This is a genomic window from Shewanella khirikhana (assembly GCF_003957745.1).
GTDB classification, from domain to species: domain Bacteria; phylum Pseudomonadota; class Gammaproteobacteria; order Enterobacterales; family Shewanellaceae; genus Shewanella; species Shewanella khirikhana.
In genome coordinates this window covers 1,664,151-1,678,270 of the sequence record NZ_CP020373.1, presented here as the reverse complement: position 1 = coordinate 1,678,270, position 14,120 = coordinate 1,664,151, and the positions used below count along the sequence as shown (strand labels likewise).

13 protein-coding genes are annotated in these 14,120 nt (G+C 52.6%); 3 read left to right on the top strand and 10 right to left on the bottom strand.

Going from position 1 to position 14,120, the window contains the following annotated elements:
* Positions 1 to 48: 48 nt before the first annotated feature.
* From serS to lrp, 6 genes are all read right to left on the bottom strand, one after another.
* Positions 49 to 1,335 carry a serine--tRNA ligase gene (gene serS, locus STH12_RS07265; RefSeq protein WP_126166936.1) on the bottom strand — a complete coding sequence of 429 codons (1,287 nt, stop codon included), beginning with the start codon at positions 1,333 to 1,335 and terminating at the stop codon, positions 49 to 51.
* A 17-nt stretch (positions 1,336 to 1,352) separates the two neighbouring features.
* On the bottom strand, positions 1,353 to 1,727 hold the full coding sequence (gene crcB / locus STH12_RS07260) for a fluoride efflux transporter CrcB (RefSeq protein WP_126166935.1): 375 nt from the start codon (positions 1,725 to 1,727) through the stop codon (positions 1,353 to 1,355).
* Positions 1,720 to 2,997 (bottom strand): replication-associated recombination protein A, encoded by a 1,278-nt coding sequence (locus STH12_RS07255; RefSeq protein WP_126169454.1) that lies wholly within the window; start codon positions 2,995 to 2,997, stop codon positions 1,720 to 1,722. Before STH12_RS07255 ends, crcB begins: the two co-directional genes overlap by 8 nt.
* Positions 2,998 to 3,057: 60 nt before the next feature.
* Positions 3,058 to 3,669, bottom strand: coding sequence for an outer membrane lipoprotein periplasmic chaperone LolA (gene lolA, locus STH12_RS07250; RefSeq protein WP_126166934.1), 612 nt, complete (start codon positions 3,667 to 3,669; stop codon positions 3,058 to 3,060).
* A 23-nt stretch (positions 3,670 to 3,692) separates the two neighbouring features.
* The gene (locus tag STH12_RS07245) at positions 3,693 to 6,509 is read right to left on the bottom strand and encodes a DNA translocase FtsK (RefSeq protein ID WP_126166933.1); all 2,817 of its coding nucleotides are present in this window, start codon (positions 6,507 to 6,509) and stop codon (positions 3,693 to 3,695) included.
* Between the two features lie 188 nt (positions 6,510 to 6,697).
* The gene (gene lrp / locus STH12_RS07240; protein ID WP_126166932.1) at positions 6,698 to 7,201 is read right to left on the bottom strand and encodes a leucine-responsive transcriptional regulator Lrp; all 504 of its coding nucleotides are present in this window, start codon (positions 7,199 to 7,201) and stop codon (positions 6,698 to 6,700) included.
* A gap of 179 nt (positions 7,202 to 7,380) precedes the next feature.
* Between lrp and ald the strand changes: the two genes are divergently transcribed.
* The gene (ald, locus tag STH12_RS07235) at positions 7,381 to 8,493 is read left to right on the top strand and encodes an alanine dehydrogenase (RefSeq protein WP_126166931.1); all 1,113 of its coding nucleotides are present in this window, start codon (positions 7,381 to 7,383) and stop codon (positions 8,491 to 8,493) included.
* Between the two features lie 183 nt (positions 8,494 to 8,676).
* On the top strand, positions 8,677 to 9,633 hold the full coding sequence (trxB, locus tag STH12_RS07230) for a thioredoxin-disulfide reductase (RefSeq protein ID WP_126166930.1): 957 nt from the start codon (positions 8,677 to 8,679) through the stop codon (positions 9,631 to 9,633).
* A gap of 198 nt (positions 9,634 to 9,831) precedes the next feature.
* Here the strand turns inward: trxB and rplT are convergent, their stop codons facing one another.
* From rplT to thrS, 4 genes are all read right to left on the bottom strand, one after another.
* Positions 9,832 to 10,191 carry a 50S ribosomal protein L20 gene (gene rplT / locus STH12_RS07225; RefSeq protein WP_126166929.1) on the bottom strand — a complete coding sequence of 120 codons (360 nt, stop codon included), beginning with the start codon at positions 10,189 to 10,191 and terminating at the stop codon, positions 9,832 to 9,834.
* 16 nt (positions 10,192 to 10,207) lie between these two features.
* Positions 10,208 to 10,402, bottom strand: a complete 195-nt coding sequence (gene rpmI / locus STH12_RS07220) for a 50S ribosomal protein L35 (RefSeq protein ID WP_011759880.1) — start codon at positions 10,400 to 10,402, stop codon at positions 10,208 to 10,210.
* 88 nt (positions 10,403 to 10,490) lie between these two features.
* Positions 10,491 to 11,030: a translation initiation factor IF-3 gene (gene infC / locus STH12_RS07215; RefSeq protein ID WP_126166928.1), complete on the bottom strand. Its 540-nt coding sequence runs from the start codon at positions 11,028 to 11,030 to the stop codon at positions 10,491 to 10,493.
* A 3-nt stretch (positions 11,031 to 11,033) separates the two neighbouring features.
* Positions 11,034 to 12,962 carry a threonine--tRNA ligase gene (thrS, locus tag STH12_RS07210; protein WP_126166927.1) on the bottom strand — a complete coding sequence of 643 codons (1,929 nt, stop codon included), beginning with the start codon at positions 12,960 to 12,962 and terminating at the stop codon, positions 11,034 to 11,036.
* Positions 12,963 to 13,222: 260 nt separating this feature from the next.
* On the opposite strand from thrS, the gene STH12_RS07205 reads away from it, so the two are divergent.
* Positions 13,223 to 14,071, top strand: a complete 849-nt coding sequence (locus STH12_RS07205) for an SDR family oxidoreductase (RefSeq protein ID WP_126166926.1) — start codon at positions 13,223 to 13,225, stop codon at positions 14,069 to 14,071.
* Positions 14,072 to 14,120 lie beyond the last annotated feature (49 nt).

The following is a 14,120-nucleotide window of genomic DNA, read 5'->3' as shown; positions in this document are numbered from 1 at the left end:
TAGCGCTGACCGTTATCCATAATCCCCTGAAAAATAAGTTAGTTATTATTATCCCAGTTTTTCAAGACCGCCCATGTATGGACGCAGTGCTTCGGGTACTGTCACAGTGCCGTCGGCGTTTTGATAGTTTTCCAAAATGGCTACCAGAGTACGACCAACCGCCAGACCTGAACCGTTCAGGGTGTGCACCAGCGCTGGCTTGTTATCAGCCTTGCTGCGATAGCGCGCCTGCATACGGCGGGCCTGGAAATCCTTCACGTTAGAGCAGGAAGAGATCTCACGGTAAGTGTCCTGTGCCGGCAGCCACACTTCAATGTCATAGGTCTTGGCTGCGCCAAAGCCCATATCACCGGTGCACAGCACCACGGTGCGGTAAGGCAGCCCGAGCTTTTGCAGCACTTTTTCAGCGTGGCCAACCATTTGCTCCAGGGCATCCATGGAATCTTCCGGTTTAACAATCTGCACCATTTCCACTTTGTCGAACTGGTGCTGACGGATAAGACCGCGGGTATCTTTACCGTAAGAGCCGGCTTCTGAGCGGAAGCAAGGGGTGTGGGCCGTCATCTTAATCGGCAAATCTGCCTCATCGATGATGGTATCACGCACCAGGTTGGTCACTGGCACTTCGGCAGTTGGAATAAGGCTAAGGCCCTGACCTTCTTCAGTGGCTGGCTTGGTATGGAACAGATCTTCACCAAACTTTGGCAACTGCCCGGTACCCAGCAAGCTTTCAGCGTTTACCAGATAGGGAACGTAGGCCTCGGTATAACCGTGCTCTGTGGTGTGCAGATCCAACATAAATTGCGCCAGAGCGCGATGCATACGGGCAACCTGGCCCTTCATCACGATAAAGCGTGAACCGGTGATCTTCACCGCAGATTTAAAATCAAGACCGTTCAGGCCTTCACCCAGATCGACATGATCTTTCACATCGAAATCAAAGCTGCGTGGCTCACCCCAGCGGCGGATCTCCACGTTTTCGGTTTCATCCTTTCCCTCTGGTACAGACTCATCAGGCAGGTTTGGCACTGACATGGCAATGGCATTGATTTCTTCCAGCAGTGCGGCCAGCTCAACCTTTTTGGCTTCAAGCTCAGCACCGAGGTTACCTACCTGAGCCATGATGGGAGCGACATCTTCACCGCGGGCTTTGGCCTGACCGATGGATTTGGAGATGGCGTTGCGACTGGCCTGCAGCTCTTCGGTGGCTACCTGCAGCGACTTACGCTTTTCTTCCAGCGCTTTGAGATGGTCGATATCGAGCGCAAAACCGCGGGCGGCCAGACGCTCTTTGGTGAATTCCAGTTCATTACGGAGATATTTGGTATCTAACATACTTGTTGTCTTTTAAGTTAAACGCGGGAATAAATCAGCTGCTGCCCAAGATACACCACGGTCAGGCAAAGTATCAGGTTCAGAAGCACATTCAGGCTCGCCTTCACAAGTTCACCTTGCTGTATTAACAGTAAGGTTTCGTTTGAGAAGGTGGAAAACGTCGTTAAGGCGCCCAGAAGGCCAACACCAATCAGGGCTTTCCACTCAGGACCAATATGGCTGAGCTCTGCCAGGGCGTATATGCATCCCATCAAAAAGGATCCCGCCACGTTAACGATGAGTGTACCAAAAGGAAATCCGGCACCAAAGAGCTGCAACGCAAGAATCGAGATGGAATAGCGCAAAACTGCGCCTATAGCACCTCCGGCGGCCACATAAAGCACATTATTCATAACGTTTTCGCCCACTTTGCTGGTTAAGCGCCTCGAGATTTTGCAGTTTATCTTTAATTCGTTTCTCAAATCCACGCTCGGTGGGCTGATAAAAGCGGCTGTGTTTGAGCGTATCTGGGAAGTAATTCTCACCGGCGGCGAATGCGCCCTCTTCATCATGGGCGTAACGGTAGCCTTCACCCATGCCAAGCTCACTCATCAGTTTGGTTGGCGCATTGCGTATATGGTTGGGCACGGGTGCATTGCCGGTTTCCCGGGCAAGTGCCCGCGCGGCCTTAAAGGCGGTGTAAACTGCATTGCTTTTGGGCGCGCTGGCAAGATAGAGCACCGCCTGAGCAATGGCGCGCTCGCCTTCAGCCGGTCCGACGCGGTGGAAACAGTCCCAGGCATTCAGGGCGACTGTCATGGCATTGGGGTCGGCATTGCCGATATCTTCCGAGGCAATGGCCAGCAGCCTGCGGGCAACGTATAAAGGATCGCCGCCGCCCTCAAGGATGCGGCAAAACCAGTAAAGTGCGGCATCAGGCGCCGAGCCACGAATGGATTTGTGCACCGCACTGATAAGGTCGTAATACTGATCGCCGTTTTTATCGTAACCCGCCGCCTGATGACCGGCGACTTCACTGAGGAGCTCAACCGTATACTCGCCGCCGTCTGGCAGCAAGTCGGCCATCAACTCAATTAAATTCAGCGCCTTGCGGGCATCTCCGTCACAGAGTCTGGCAATGGCGGCCTTCAGTTCCGGGGTCAGCCGCAAACCGCGTTTGCCAAGTCCCCTCGCCTCGTCACTGTTGGCCTGCTCAAGAATTTGGCCAATGGCGTCATCATCAAGACGCTTGATGAGATAGACACGGCAGCGGGACAGCAGTGCATTGTTGACTTCAAAAGACGGGTTTTCGGTGGTTGCGCCGATAAAAATCACAGTGCCGTCTTCAATAAAAGGCAGGAAGGCATCCTGTTGACTTTTATTAAAGCGGTGCACTTCGTCAACAAACAACAAGGTGCGTTGACCACGGGACTGGGCCACATTTTTGGCCTGCTCGATGGCGGCGCGGATTTCCTTAACCCCTGAGGTTACCGCGGATATGCGCTCCACATGGGCATTGGCATAACGGGCAACGAGTTCGGCCAGCGTGGTTTTGCCGGTACCGGGCGGCCCCCACAGCAGCATGGAGTGCACCTTGCCCGCCAGCAGCGCCTGGCGCAAAGGTTTGCCTTCGCCAAGCAGATGCGACTGACCTATGTACTCTTCCACCCTGGCTGGCCGCATTCTTGCGGCCAGGGGATTAAAGTCGGGGCTGAAATCAAAACTCAGTGACACAGTGCAACCTTACCGCGTGCGCTGATCGTCAATGCTGACGCCTTCAGGAATATCAAAGCTGAACAATTGGCTGTCAGCCTCGCCTATCTGCGCCTGAGCGGACAGCGCGAAATGGCTGGTGCTGCCCTGGCCATCGGTCAGACGGATGTCAGACAGGGTTTGGTTGGCAAAGCACACTGATACGGTATTCACAGCGCTCTCTACGCCGGGGCGCGGGCTGATATCAAAGCAATCGCCTTTTTTATTAATCTGATATTCGCTCCAGCTTTTTTCATCGCGGTGAACCAACAGCGCCATGGGCGATGCCTTAAGGATATCTTCCATATCCAGAATGCTGACTTCTTCGGCAAAGGGGTTATAGACCCAAACCGTGTTGTCCTTGGCCACTATCAGTGACTCATCGGGCGCGGTCAGATGCCAATAGAAGGCATCCGGCTGATGCATGGCAATAACGCCTGTACCTTGCTGGATAAGCTTGCCATTCTGATCAGTGACCTTTTGGCTGAAGTTGGCCTTAATCCCCTGCATCGCATCCAGCCTGGCGGCGAGCATGGCGGCATCATCGGCCTGCACTGTCAGTGGCAGCAATGCTGTCAAACAAACCAAAATCGATTTTTTCACAGACTAACCTCTTAATAATCCGATTAATTGCGTGGAGGTGGCGGCGCCAATACTTCACGGTTGCCATTATGGCCCTGGGCGCTGACCACTCCGGCCATTTCCATTTGCTCAATAATGCGGGCGGCACGGTTATAGCCAATCTTGAACTTGCGCTGCACGCTGGAAATGGAACCGCGGCGCGACTCAGTTACAAAGGCAACGGCCTCATCGTAAAGTGGGTCGTAGTCTTCATCACCGTCTTCCGACACTTCGCCTGGCAGCAGCACCTGCTCGCCTTCGCTTGAGCCCTGCAGAATTTCTTCAATATATTGCGGCTTGCCGCGGGCGTGCCAGTCAGCAACCACGCGATGCACTTCATGGTCGTCAATAAAGGCGCCATGGACCCGCATTGGCACCCCTGTGCCCGGTGGCAAATACAGCATGTCACCCATCCCAAGCAACGTTTCGGCGCCCTGCTGATCCAAAATAGTGCGGCTGTCGATACGCGAGGATACCTGGAACGCCATCCGGGTTGGGATGTTGGCCTTAATCAAACCGGTGATCACATCCACCGATGGACGCTGGGTCGCCAGAATCAAGTGGATACCGGCGGCACGGGCCTTTTGCGCGATACGGGCAATCAGCTCTTCAACTTTCTTACCAACAATCATCATCATGTCGGCAAATTCATCCACGACCACCACGATGGAGGGCAGCTTGTCGAGATCCGGCGCTTCTTCATCAAAGCTTTCGCTGGATTTCCACAGCGGATCCTTAATGGCCTCACCGGCCTGTTTGGCTTCGGCAATCTTGGCGTTGTAGCCCTTTAGATTCCGCACGCCCAGCGCCGACATGAGTTTATAGCGACGCTCCATCTCACCCACACACCAGCGCAGTGCGTTGGAGGCTTCTTTCATGTCGGTCACCACTTCACATAACAGATGTGGAATACCTTCATAAACCGACAGCTCAAGCATCTTGGGGTCAATCATAATGAAGCGCACGTCATCAGGGCCCGACTTATACAGCAGGCTGGTGATCATCACGTTCACCCCTACCGACTTACCCGAGCCCGTGGTACCGGCTACCAGCAAGTGCGGCATTTTACCCAAATCGACCACAACCGGCTCGCCGGCGATGTCCTGACCCAGCACCATCGCAAGTGTGCTGGGGTTTTGCTTGAACTTGTCAGAGTCGAGCACATCACGCATGTACACGGTCTCGCGAAACTTATTTGGCAGCTCCAGGCCCACATAAGCCTTACCCGGGATAACCTCTACTACCCTCACCCGCTCTGCCAGCAGAGAGCGGGCCAAGTCGCTGGCAAGGTTACTGATTTTTGAGGCCTTCACCCCAGGTGCAAGCTCAAGCTCAAAACGGGTAACCACAGGGCCTGGATAAACACCCACCACATTGGCGGTAATGTTAAAGTCGGCAAGCTTCACCTCAACAAGACGTGCAACCTGATCCAGCTCTTCTTCGCTGATTGGGTTTTGCTTCCGGTTCGGCACGTTCAAAAGCTCGATGCTTGGCAGTGGTGCCATCGGCTTGGCAGGTGCCTGGTCCTGTCCCGGCAGCACCACAATACCGTCAACAATCTTGGCGCCTTCAGACTTAGGCTGCGGTTTTTTAGCCGCGGTAGCCAGAGCGCCATTGGATGCCGACTCGTCAAACGGAATGTCTTCCCAGGGCGGCGTATCCTGATTGGCGGCCAGGCTTTCTTTTGCGTTGCCATCAATAGAAATTGCCGGGGCTGCGAGCGCATCGTCATCGAGGTCAGTATCGGCCAAAGAGAGTGGCTTGCTGTGCAGTGCTTCACTGCTATGGCTATTTATACCCGTGTCTGCATGACCATTCACTGAACGTACCGACGCTGGATTGCCATTATGCTCAGCGACGGGGGCACCAAAGGCGGGTTCAACCCGGGTTTGGCCCTTGGCTTTGTTATCGAAGTGTTCAGATCCTGTGTCTATATCCAAATCGTCCTGCTCGTCATCTTCATCCTCAAAGACGTCGTCCTGATCGGGCTCTTTGTCCTTGCGACCGAAGAAAAAGAATTTACGCTTGGGCCTTTCAGTTTTTGCAGTGTTTTCGTCTGTTTCCTGCACCTCAGAAACAGTGTCAAGTTGCAATTTTGCTACAGCAGTGGATTCATCTGCATCTAAGCTATTTTCCAGTGCATCACTCTGCTTGCGTTTAAAGCCAGCAGCAATCGACATAAAGCCCTTGGTGTCTTCTGTTTCACGCGATTTGGCAAGCTTGGAGGGCAGATGATAGAGCGACACGAACAGGCCTGTGGTGCCGCGCCCTGTCATCTCGACAAGCGCAATTAAACTGATGCCGGTAAGCAGAGTAAAGCCGGTTGCGATACTGCAGAGCAGCAGCAAAGTAGTGCCTAACTGATTGAAATAAGGAAGCATTGCAGCAGCGATAACATCACCTGTCACGCCGCCTGCGGAGAACTCATAGATGTCGTTGCCATTCATACTGGCCAGGGTCGATACCCCGAACACAATCAGGATAAAGCCCAGCAGTCGCATGGATACGGAGAAATAGTCAATCTCGAGCAAGCGATGGGATTGCTTGAACAGCAACCAGCCGGTGCCTGCAACCACGAAGGGTGCCAGGAAGGCACTGTATCCAAAGAAATAATAAAGAATATCGGCAATCCAGGCACCAACGGCGCCGCCGAGATTTTGAATGTGGCCCTGATAGTTGCTCTGGCTCCAGCCGGGGTCCGAGGCGCTGAAACTGGTTAACGCCAGCAGTATATAGATAGCCAGCATGGAGCAAATGATGAGTCCGCCTTCCAGCAGCCTTTGTAGTCCGCTTAGCGAATGAACGCGATTTCCCTGAGACAAACGAAAAGATCCATAGCAACATTAAAAACAGGTGAAATTAAGATACCAGAATCCTTCGGAAAGTGGAGCACAATTGGGGGTTTTATGGGCAGTTGCACCCGATTGTGAGCAAAAATTCATTCGTGGCCTGAAAAAGCTAACAAAAAAGGGAGCCAGGCTCCCTTTTTATTTGACGGACAGTAACTTAGTTACTTGTCGCCAATATTGTTTACCGCCACTTTGTTGGTCTGCTTCACTTCTTCCATTACCACGTAGGTACGGGTATCGGAAACGGAAGGCAGCTTCAACAGGGTTTCACCCAAAAGCTTACGGTAAGCAGACATGTCGGATACGCGGGTCTTGAGCAGGTAGTCAAAATCACCGGAAACCAGGTGACATTCCTGAATATCGTCCAGCAGTTGAACGGCGCGATTAAAGCGGTCGAACACTTCCGGAGTATCCCGATTCAGGGTGATTTCAACAAAAACCAACAGTGATGCGCCCAAGTAGTGCGGGTTAACCAAGGCAGTATAGCCGTTGATATAACCCTGCTTCTCGAGTCGTTTTACCCTTTCTAAACAGGGAGTTGGACTAAGTCCCACTCGCTTTGACAGCTCGACGTTTGAGATTCGACCATCAATTTGCAGCTCATTAAGGATATTACGATCAATGCGATCCAAGTCTTTTACTGGACTCTTTTTATTATATGCCATATTTTTGACCTTGTTTTATCACTAAAACAACATTTAATTTTACGTATGTCGAAAGTTCAGCAGCATAAACTGCATCAGGAATACTATACTAGATATCCCTGAAATAATCACGTTCAGGTCGCGACAAAATAACAATTATGCCCGCAAAACACGGGTAATTATGCAATTGAGGCTCGAAGATGATAATTGGTGTTCCAAAGGAAATCAAAAACCACGAATATCGCGTTGGCATGGTACCCTCCAGCGTGCGTGAACTGACCCTGCGTGGTCATCAGGTTTTTGTTGAGACCAGTGCCGGTGGTGGTATTGGCTTTTCTGATCAGGACTATATCGATGCCGGCGCCAGCATCCTGGCTACCGCCGAAGAAGTCTTTGCAAAATCCGACATGATCGTGAAGGTGAAAGAACCTCAGGCCGTTGAGCGCGCCATGCTGCGCCACGATCAAATTCTGTTTACCTATCTGCACCTGGCTCCGGATCTGCCACAAACTGAAGAGTTGGTGGCCTCTGGCGCTGTGTGTATCGCATATGAAACCGTGACTGATGACCGCGGCGGCCTGCCATTGCTGGCCCCTATGTCAGAAGTAGCCGGTCGTATGTCTATCCAGGCCGGAGCCATGGCGCTGGAAAAATCTGCCGGTGGCCGTGGTATGCTGCTCGGTGGTGTACCAGGTGTTGAGCCTGCCAAAGTGGTTATCATCGGTGGCGGTATGGTTGGTACCAACGCTGCGCAAATGGCCGTGGGCATGGGCGCTGACGTCGTAGTTCTGGACCGCTCTATCGATGCACTGCGTCGTCTGAACGTTCAGTTCGGCTCTGCCGTTAAAGCCGTTTACTCCACTGCTGATGCCATTGAGCGTCACGTACTGGAAGCCGACCTGGTTATCGGCGGCGTACTGATCCCTGGCGCTGCTGCCCCCAAGCTGGTAACCGCTGATATGATCAAGCGCATGAAGCCTGGCGCAGCCATCGTTGACGTCGCCATCGACCAGGGCGGCTGTGTTGAAACCTCACACGCCACCACTCACCAGGACCCAACCTACATTGTTGATGACGTAGTTCACTACTGCGTAGCCAACATGCCAGGTGCCGTTGCCCGCACTTCAACCTTCGCGCTGAATAACGCTACCCTGCCCTACATCCTGAAACTGGCTGACAAGGGTTACAAGGCAGCGCTGCTGGCGGACAAGCACCTGCTGAACGGTCTGAACGTGATGCACGGTAAGATCACCTGTAAAGAAGTTGCTGAAGCCCACAACCTGGCTTACGTACCTTCTACCGAACTGTTGTAACCCAGCCAGTGTTGGAATCTAAGGGGAGCTTTATGCTCCCCTTTCTTTTTGGCTGCGGATTGTGCTGGAAACTCTAATAGACATCTTAGATTAGGATCATCTAAGCAGTCGGTAGCTGAACCCTTTACCCCTGTTCGCAAATTTCCTACAATCCCAGCAATTTGCAAAGGCACGGAGAACAAAATGAGCCAAGCCAAACACAGTCAACTGCTGATCCTCGGCTCAGGTCCAGCAGGCTACACCGCCGCAGTTTATGCGGCTCGCGCAAACCTGAATCCAGTAATGATCACAGGTTTGCAGCAAGGCGGTCAGCTGACCACCACCACGGAAGTGGAAAACTGGCCCGGCGATCCTGAAGGCCTGACCGGCCCAGGTCTGATGGCCCGTATGCAAGAGCATGCTGAAAAATTCAATACCGAAATTCTTTTCGACCACATCAACGAAGTGACTCTCACTGAGCGTCCATTCCGTTTGAAGGGCGACAACGGTGAGTACACCTGTGATGCGCTGATCATCGCCACCGGCGCTTCAGCCAAGTATCTGGGCTTACCCTCTGAGGAAGCATTCAAGGGCCGCGGCGTGTCTGCCTGTGCCACCTGTGATGGATTCTTCTATCGCAATCAAAAGGTTGCTGTAATTGGTGGTGGTAACACCGCAGTGGAAGAAGCCCTGTATCTGTCAAATATCGCTTCTGAAGTGCACCTCATTCACCGCCGCGACAGCTTCCGCTCAGAAAAAATTCTGATTGACCGTCTGATGGACAAAGTGGCTAACGGCAACATCATCCTGCATCTGGACAAGACCCTGGATGAAGTTGTGGGTGACAACATGGGCGTGACCGGCGTTAAGCTCAAGTCCACCAAAGATGACTCAGTTGAAGAGTTTGACGTGGCAGGCGTGTTCGTGGCCATTGGCCACAGCCCCAACACTGGCATCTTCGAAGGCCAGCTGGAAATGAACCACGGCTACCTCAAGGTACAGAGCGGTCTTAACGGTAACGCCACCCAAACCAGCATTGAAGGCGTATTCGCCGCCGGTGATGTGATGGATCAGCACTATCGTCAGGCCATTACCTCCGCCGGTACCGGCTGTATGGCTGCACTGGACGCTGAGCGCTACCTGGATGCCAAGCACGGCTAATCCTGAGCGTTAGACACTGAAGAAAAGCCGGCTATTGCCGGCTTTTTCATGCCTTAATGTTCGCCTGTACCAGTAGCCCAATCAACCAACAGCTGATGTGATTCATCGAATGCTACAACGTACAACACAATAAAGCACTGAAACACAGGCACAAAAAAAGGGACCCTGAGGTCCCCTTTTCACTTACTCAAAAACCAATTACTTGGTCAGAGCTTCTTTAGCCTTTTCAACCAGAGTTGAGAAAACAACTTTGTCGAATACAGCGATGTCGGCCAGGATCTTACGGTCGATCTCGATAGAAGCCTTCTTCAGACCGTTGATGAAACGGCTGTAAGACAGACCATTCTGACGAGAAGCGGCGTTGATACGCGCAATCCACAGTTGACGGAATTGACGCTTCTTCTGACGACGGTCACGGTAAGCATACTGACCGGCTTTGATCACAGCCTGTACCGCTACGCGGTAAGTACGTGAACGGGCACCGTAGTAACCTTTGGCGAGTTTCAGAACCTTTTTGTGACGGGCACGTGCGGTCACACCACGCTTAACTCTTGGCATTATTCAATCTCCTCAATTAAGCGTATGGCAGTTGACGCGCGATTGCTGGAACGTCGACCTTGGCAACAAGACATTTAGCGCGCAGATGACGCTTACGCTTGGTGCTCTTTTTGGTCAGGATGTGACGCAGGTGGGCTTGCTTGCGCTTGAAACCATTGGCGGTTTTCTTAAAACGCTTCGCAACGCCGCGGTCAGTTTTCATTTTTGGCATTACTTCTACTTCCGCATTGGGGGTTTATAAAAAACGTAAGGCGAGCGGCCGCTCATTGCTGGGCGGCCGCTACTTTCGGATTGCCCTACTATTTCTTTTTGGGTGCCAGCACCATGATGGCTTGACGACCTTCCATTTTCGGGAAGGATTCGACAACCGCATACTCTTCCAAATCAGCCTTGATACGGTTCATCAGATCCATACCCAGGTTTTGGTGTGCCATTTCGCGACCCCGGAAACGCAGCGTAACTTTCGCTTTGTCACCGTCTTCAAGAAAACGAATCAGGTTGCGTAGTTTTACCTGATAGTCGTTTTCGTCAGTTCCAGGACGGAATTTGATTTCCTTAACCTGAACCTGTTTTTGCTTTTTCTTCTGCTCTTTCTGGGCCTTAGCCTTATCGAACAGGAACTTACCGTAATCCATTATACGACATACTGGAGGCTCGGCATTGGGGCTGATCTCTACGAGATCGACTCCGGCTTCATCGGCCAACTCCTGAGCTTCACGGATACTGACAATACCGATAGCTTCACCATCGAGACCGCTTAAACGTACCTGTGGAACACCGGTGATTTCATCATTAATTCTGTTCGGGGCCGATTGACGCCCTGCTTTCTTGATCTTTATGACCTATTCCTCCAAGAGTTTTAGACTACGGTGCGAAATTTGCTCTTTTACGCTCGCAACGAAGGCATCGATGGACATCTTGCCCAAATCCTTTCCGTCACGGGTACGCACCGCGATTTCCCTGTTTTCCATCTCTTGGTCACCTACAACCAATAGATAAGGGACACGCCTTAAGGTGTGCTCGCGTATTTTAAAGCCAATTTTCTCATTCCTCAAGTCTTGAGAAGCTCGAATTCCCTGTTCTTTGAACAATTTGACTACTTCTTCAACGTAATCAGCCTGTTTGTCGGTGATGTTCATCACAACAGCCTGCACTGGAGCCAGCCAGGTTGGGAAGCGGCCAGCGTATTCTTCGATAAGAATACCGATGAAACGCTCCAAAGAGCCCAAAATGGCGCGGTGGATCATCACCGGGGTCTGGCGGGCGTTATCTTCGGCCACATAGGTGGCGCCCAGACGGCCAGGCAAGGCATAGTCGAGCTGCACAGTACCGCACTGCCAGGCACGGTCAAGGCAGTCATGGAGGGTGAATTCGATTTTCGGGCCGTAGAAGGCGCCTTCGCCCGGCAGAATTTCAAAGGCAATGCCGTTGGCGTTCAGGGCTTCAATCAGTGCTGACTCGGCGCGGTCCCACATCGCATCGTCACCGATACGCTTTTCAGGACGGGTCGACAGTTTCACCACGATGTTTTCGAAACCGAAGGTGGAGTAAGTGTCATACACCATCTTGATACAGGCACTCACCTCTTCCTGCACCTGCTCTTCGGTACAGAAAATGTGGGCATCGTCCTGAGTAAAGCCGCGCACCCGCATCAGACCGTGCAGCGAACCGGATGGCTCGTTACGGTGACAGCAACCGAACTCAGCCATACGCAGTGGCAGATCGCGGTAGGACTTGAGGCCCTGGTTGAAAATCTGTACGTGACCCGGGCAGTTCATCGGCTTGATGGCGTACTCGCGGTTTTCACTGGCGGTGGTGAACATGGCTTCTGAGTACTTGTCCCAGTGACCAGAGCGTTCCCACAGCACGCGGTCCATCATGAATGGGCCTTTTACTTCCTGATAGCCATACTGCGACAGCTTGTGGCGGATAAAGGTTTCCAGCTCACGGAAAATGCTCCAGCCGTCGTTGTGCCAGAACACCATGCCAGGCGCTTCTTCCTGCATATGGTACAGGTCAAGCTGCTTACCGATTTTACGGTGATCACGCTTGGCGGCTTCTTCCAGACGTGCCAGGTGAGTATTCAGGGCTTTTTTGTCGCCCCAGGCAGTACCGTAAATACGCTGCAACATCTTGTTGTTTGAGTCGCCGCGCCAGTATGCACCGGCCACGCTCATCAAACGGAAGTGATGGCAAAAACGCATGTTGGGCACGTGAGGACCACGGCACATGTCAACGTATTCTTCATGATGGTACAGCGCTGGCGTCGCATCTTTGCTGATGTTTTCATCCAGAATGGCCATCTTGTAGCCTTCGCCTCGGCCTTCGAAAGTGTCGCGGGCTTCTTGCCAGCTCACTACGCGCTTCACCACGTCGTAGTCTTTCTTGGCAAGCTCCAGCATACGCTTCTCGAGCGCGGCTATGTCTTCGGCGGTCAGCTTGTGATCCAAATCGACGTCATAGTAGAAGCCGTTATCAATCACAGGACCAATGGCCATTTTGGTTTCTGGCCACAGTTGCTTGATGGCGTGACCCAGCAAGTGCGCGCAGGAGTGACGCAGGATTTCCAGACCTTCTTCATCACGGGCGGTGATGATAGACAGGCTGGCATCGTCATGGATGAGATCGCAGGCATCTTTCAGCTCGCCATTCACACGACCGGCGATACAGGCCTTGGCAAGGCCCGGGCCGATGTCGGCGGCAACGTCGAGAGTAGATACGGGGTTGGCAAACGCGCGTTGGCTGCCATCAGGAAGCGTAATTACAGGCATGTAAAATCCTTATCCAGTGGTGACCCACACCAAGGGCCACATGGGTATTAAAAGAAGAAACGCTCGGTGGGTAAGACAGTACAGGAGCCTTGAGCCTCATCCGGCGCGGTCAAATAGTGTATGTCATTGACGATATTCATACAAGAAAGCTGCCCCGCTCGGCGGCAATATTCGCTTTGCGGCGCCAAAAAGCCACGTTACCCTTGGGCAAAGACATCACTTAACGCGAGCAGGCAGGCGCTCTTTCAAGGATAACCACAATGGCGTTAGCTCAGGCTGCAGACAATAAGGCCACTCAAAACAATCACCAGCATCAATCCCCAAGCGACTCACAGCCGCATCAATGGGCATTGGTCACAGGCGGCGCCAAGCGCATCGGCGCCGCTATTTGTAAAAGGTTGCACTGTGATGGTTTCAATATTCTTATTCATTGCCATCACTCAAAAGCAGAGGCCGACGCCCTGGCATTGGAGCTGAACTTATTAAGGCCAAGCTCGGCTGCTGTCTTACAGGCAGAGCTTGGCTCAGAGGCTGGGCTTAAGATGTTGGTTGACGGCGTAACCCATCGGCTTGGTGACAAAGGCGGCGTTCTTACTGCGCTGGTCAATAATGCCTCTGTGTTTGCACCTGAGGATGCAGCAGGCATTGATGGCGACTGTCAGGGCCCTGCATTTGATGCGATGACCTCAGTGCTCCAAGTCAATGCCCTCACCCCTTATCTGCTGACCAAGCGCCTTTATTCGCAATTGGCTATAAAAGGCGGCGCTGTTGTGAATCTATGTGATATCCATGGCCGGCGCCCGCTTAAGCGCCATGGGGTATACTCAATGTCAAAGGCGGCGCTGGAAATGGCAACACTTTCTTTGGCGCAGGAGCTGGCGCCAAAGGTACGGGTAAATGGAGTTGCGCCGGGGGCTATCCTCTGGCCAGAGAGCCCGGACAGCAATGCCGATGCCGTGGTAAAGCAAATCCCCCTTGGCCGCGCAGGTGAGCCGGATGATATTGCCACTACGGTAAGTTTTTTATTGAAAGCAGGCTACATCAGCGGACAAATCATTGCTGTAGATGGTGGCCGCAGTGCCACTGGCTACCTGGGGGCCGTTACCTGATACGACATCGGTAGCTAAAGCATTGCGCAGAGTAAAACGTAATCACTTA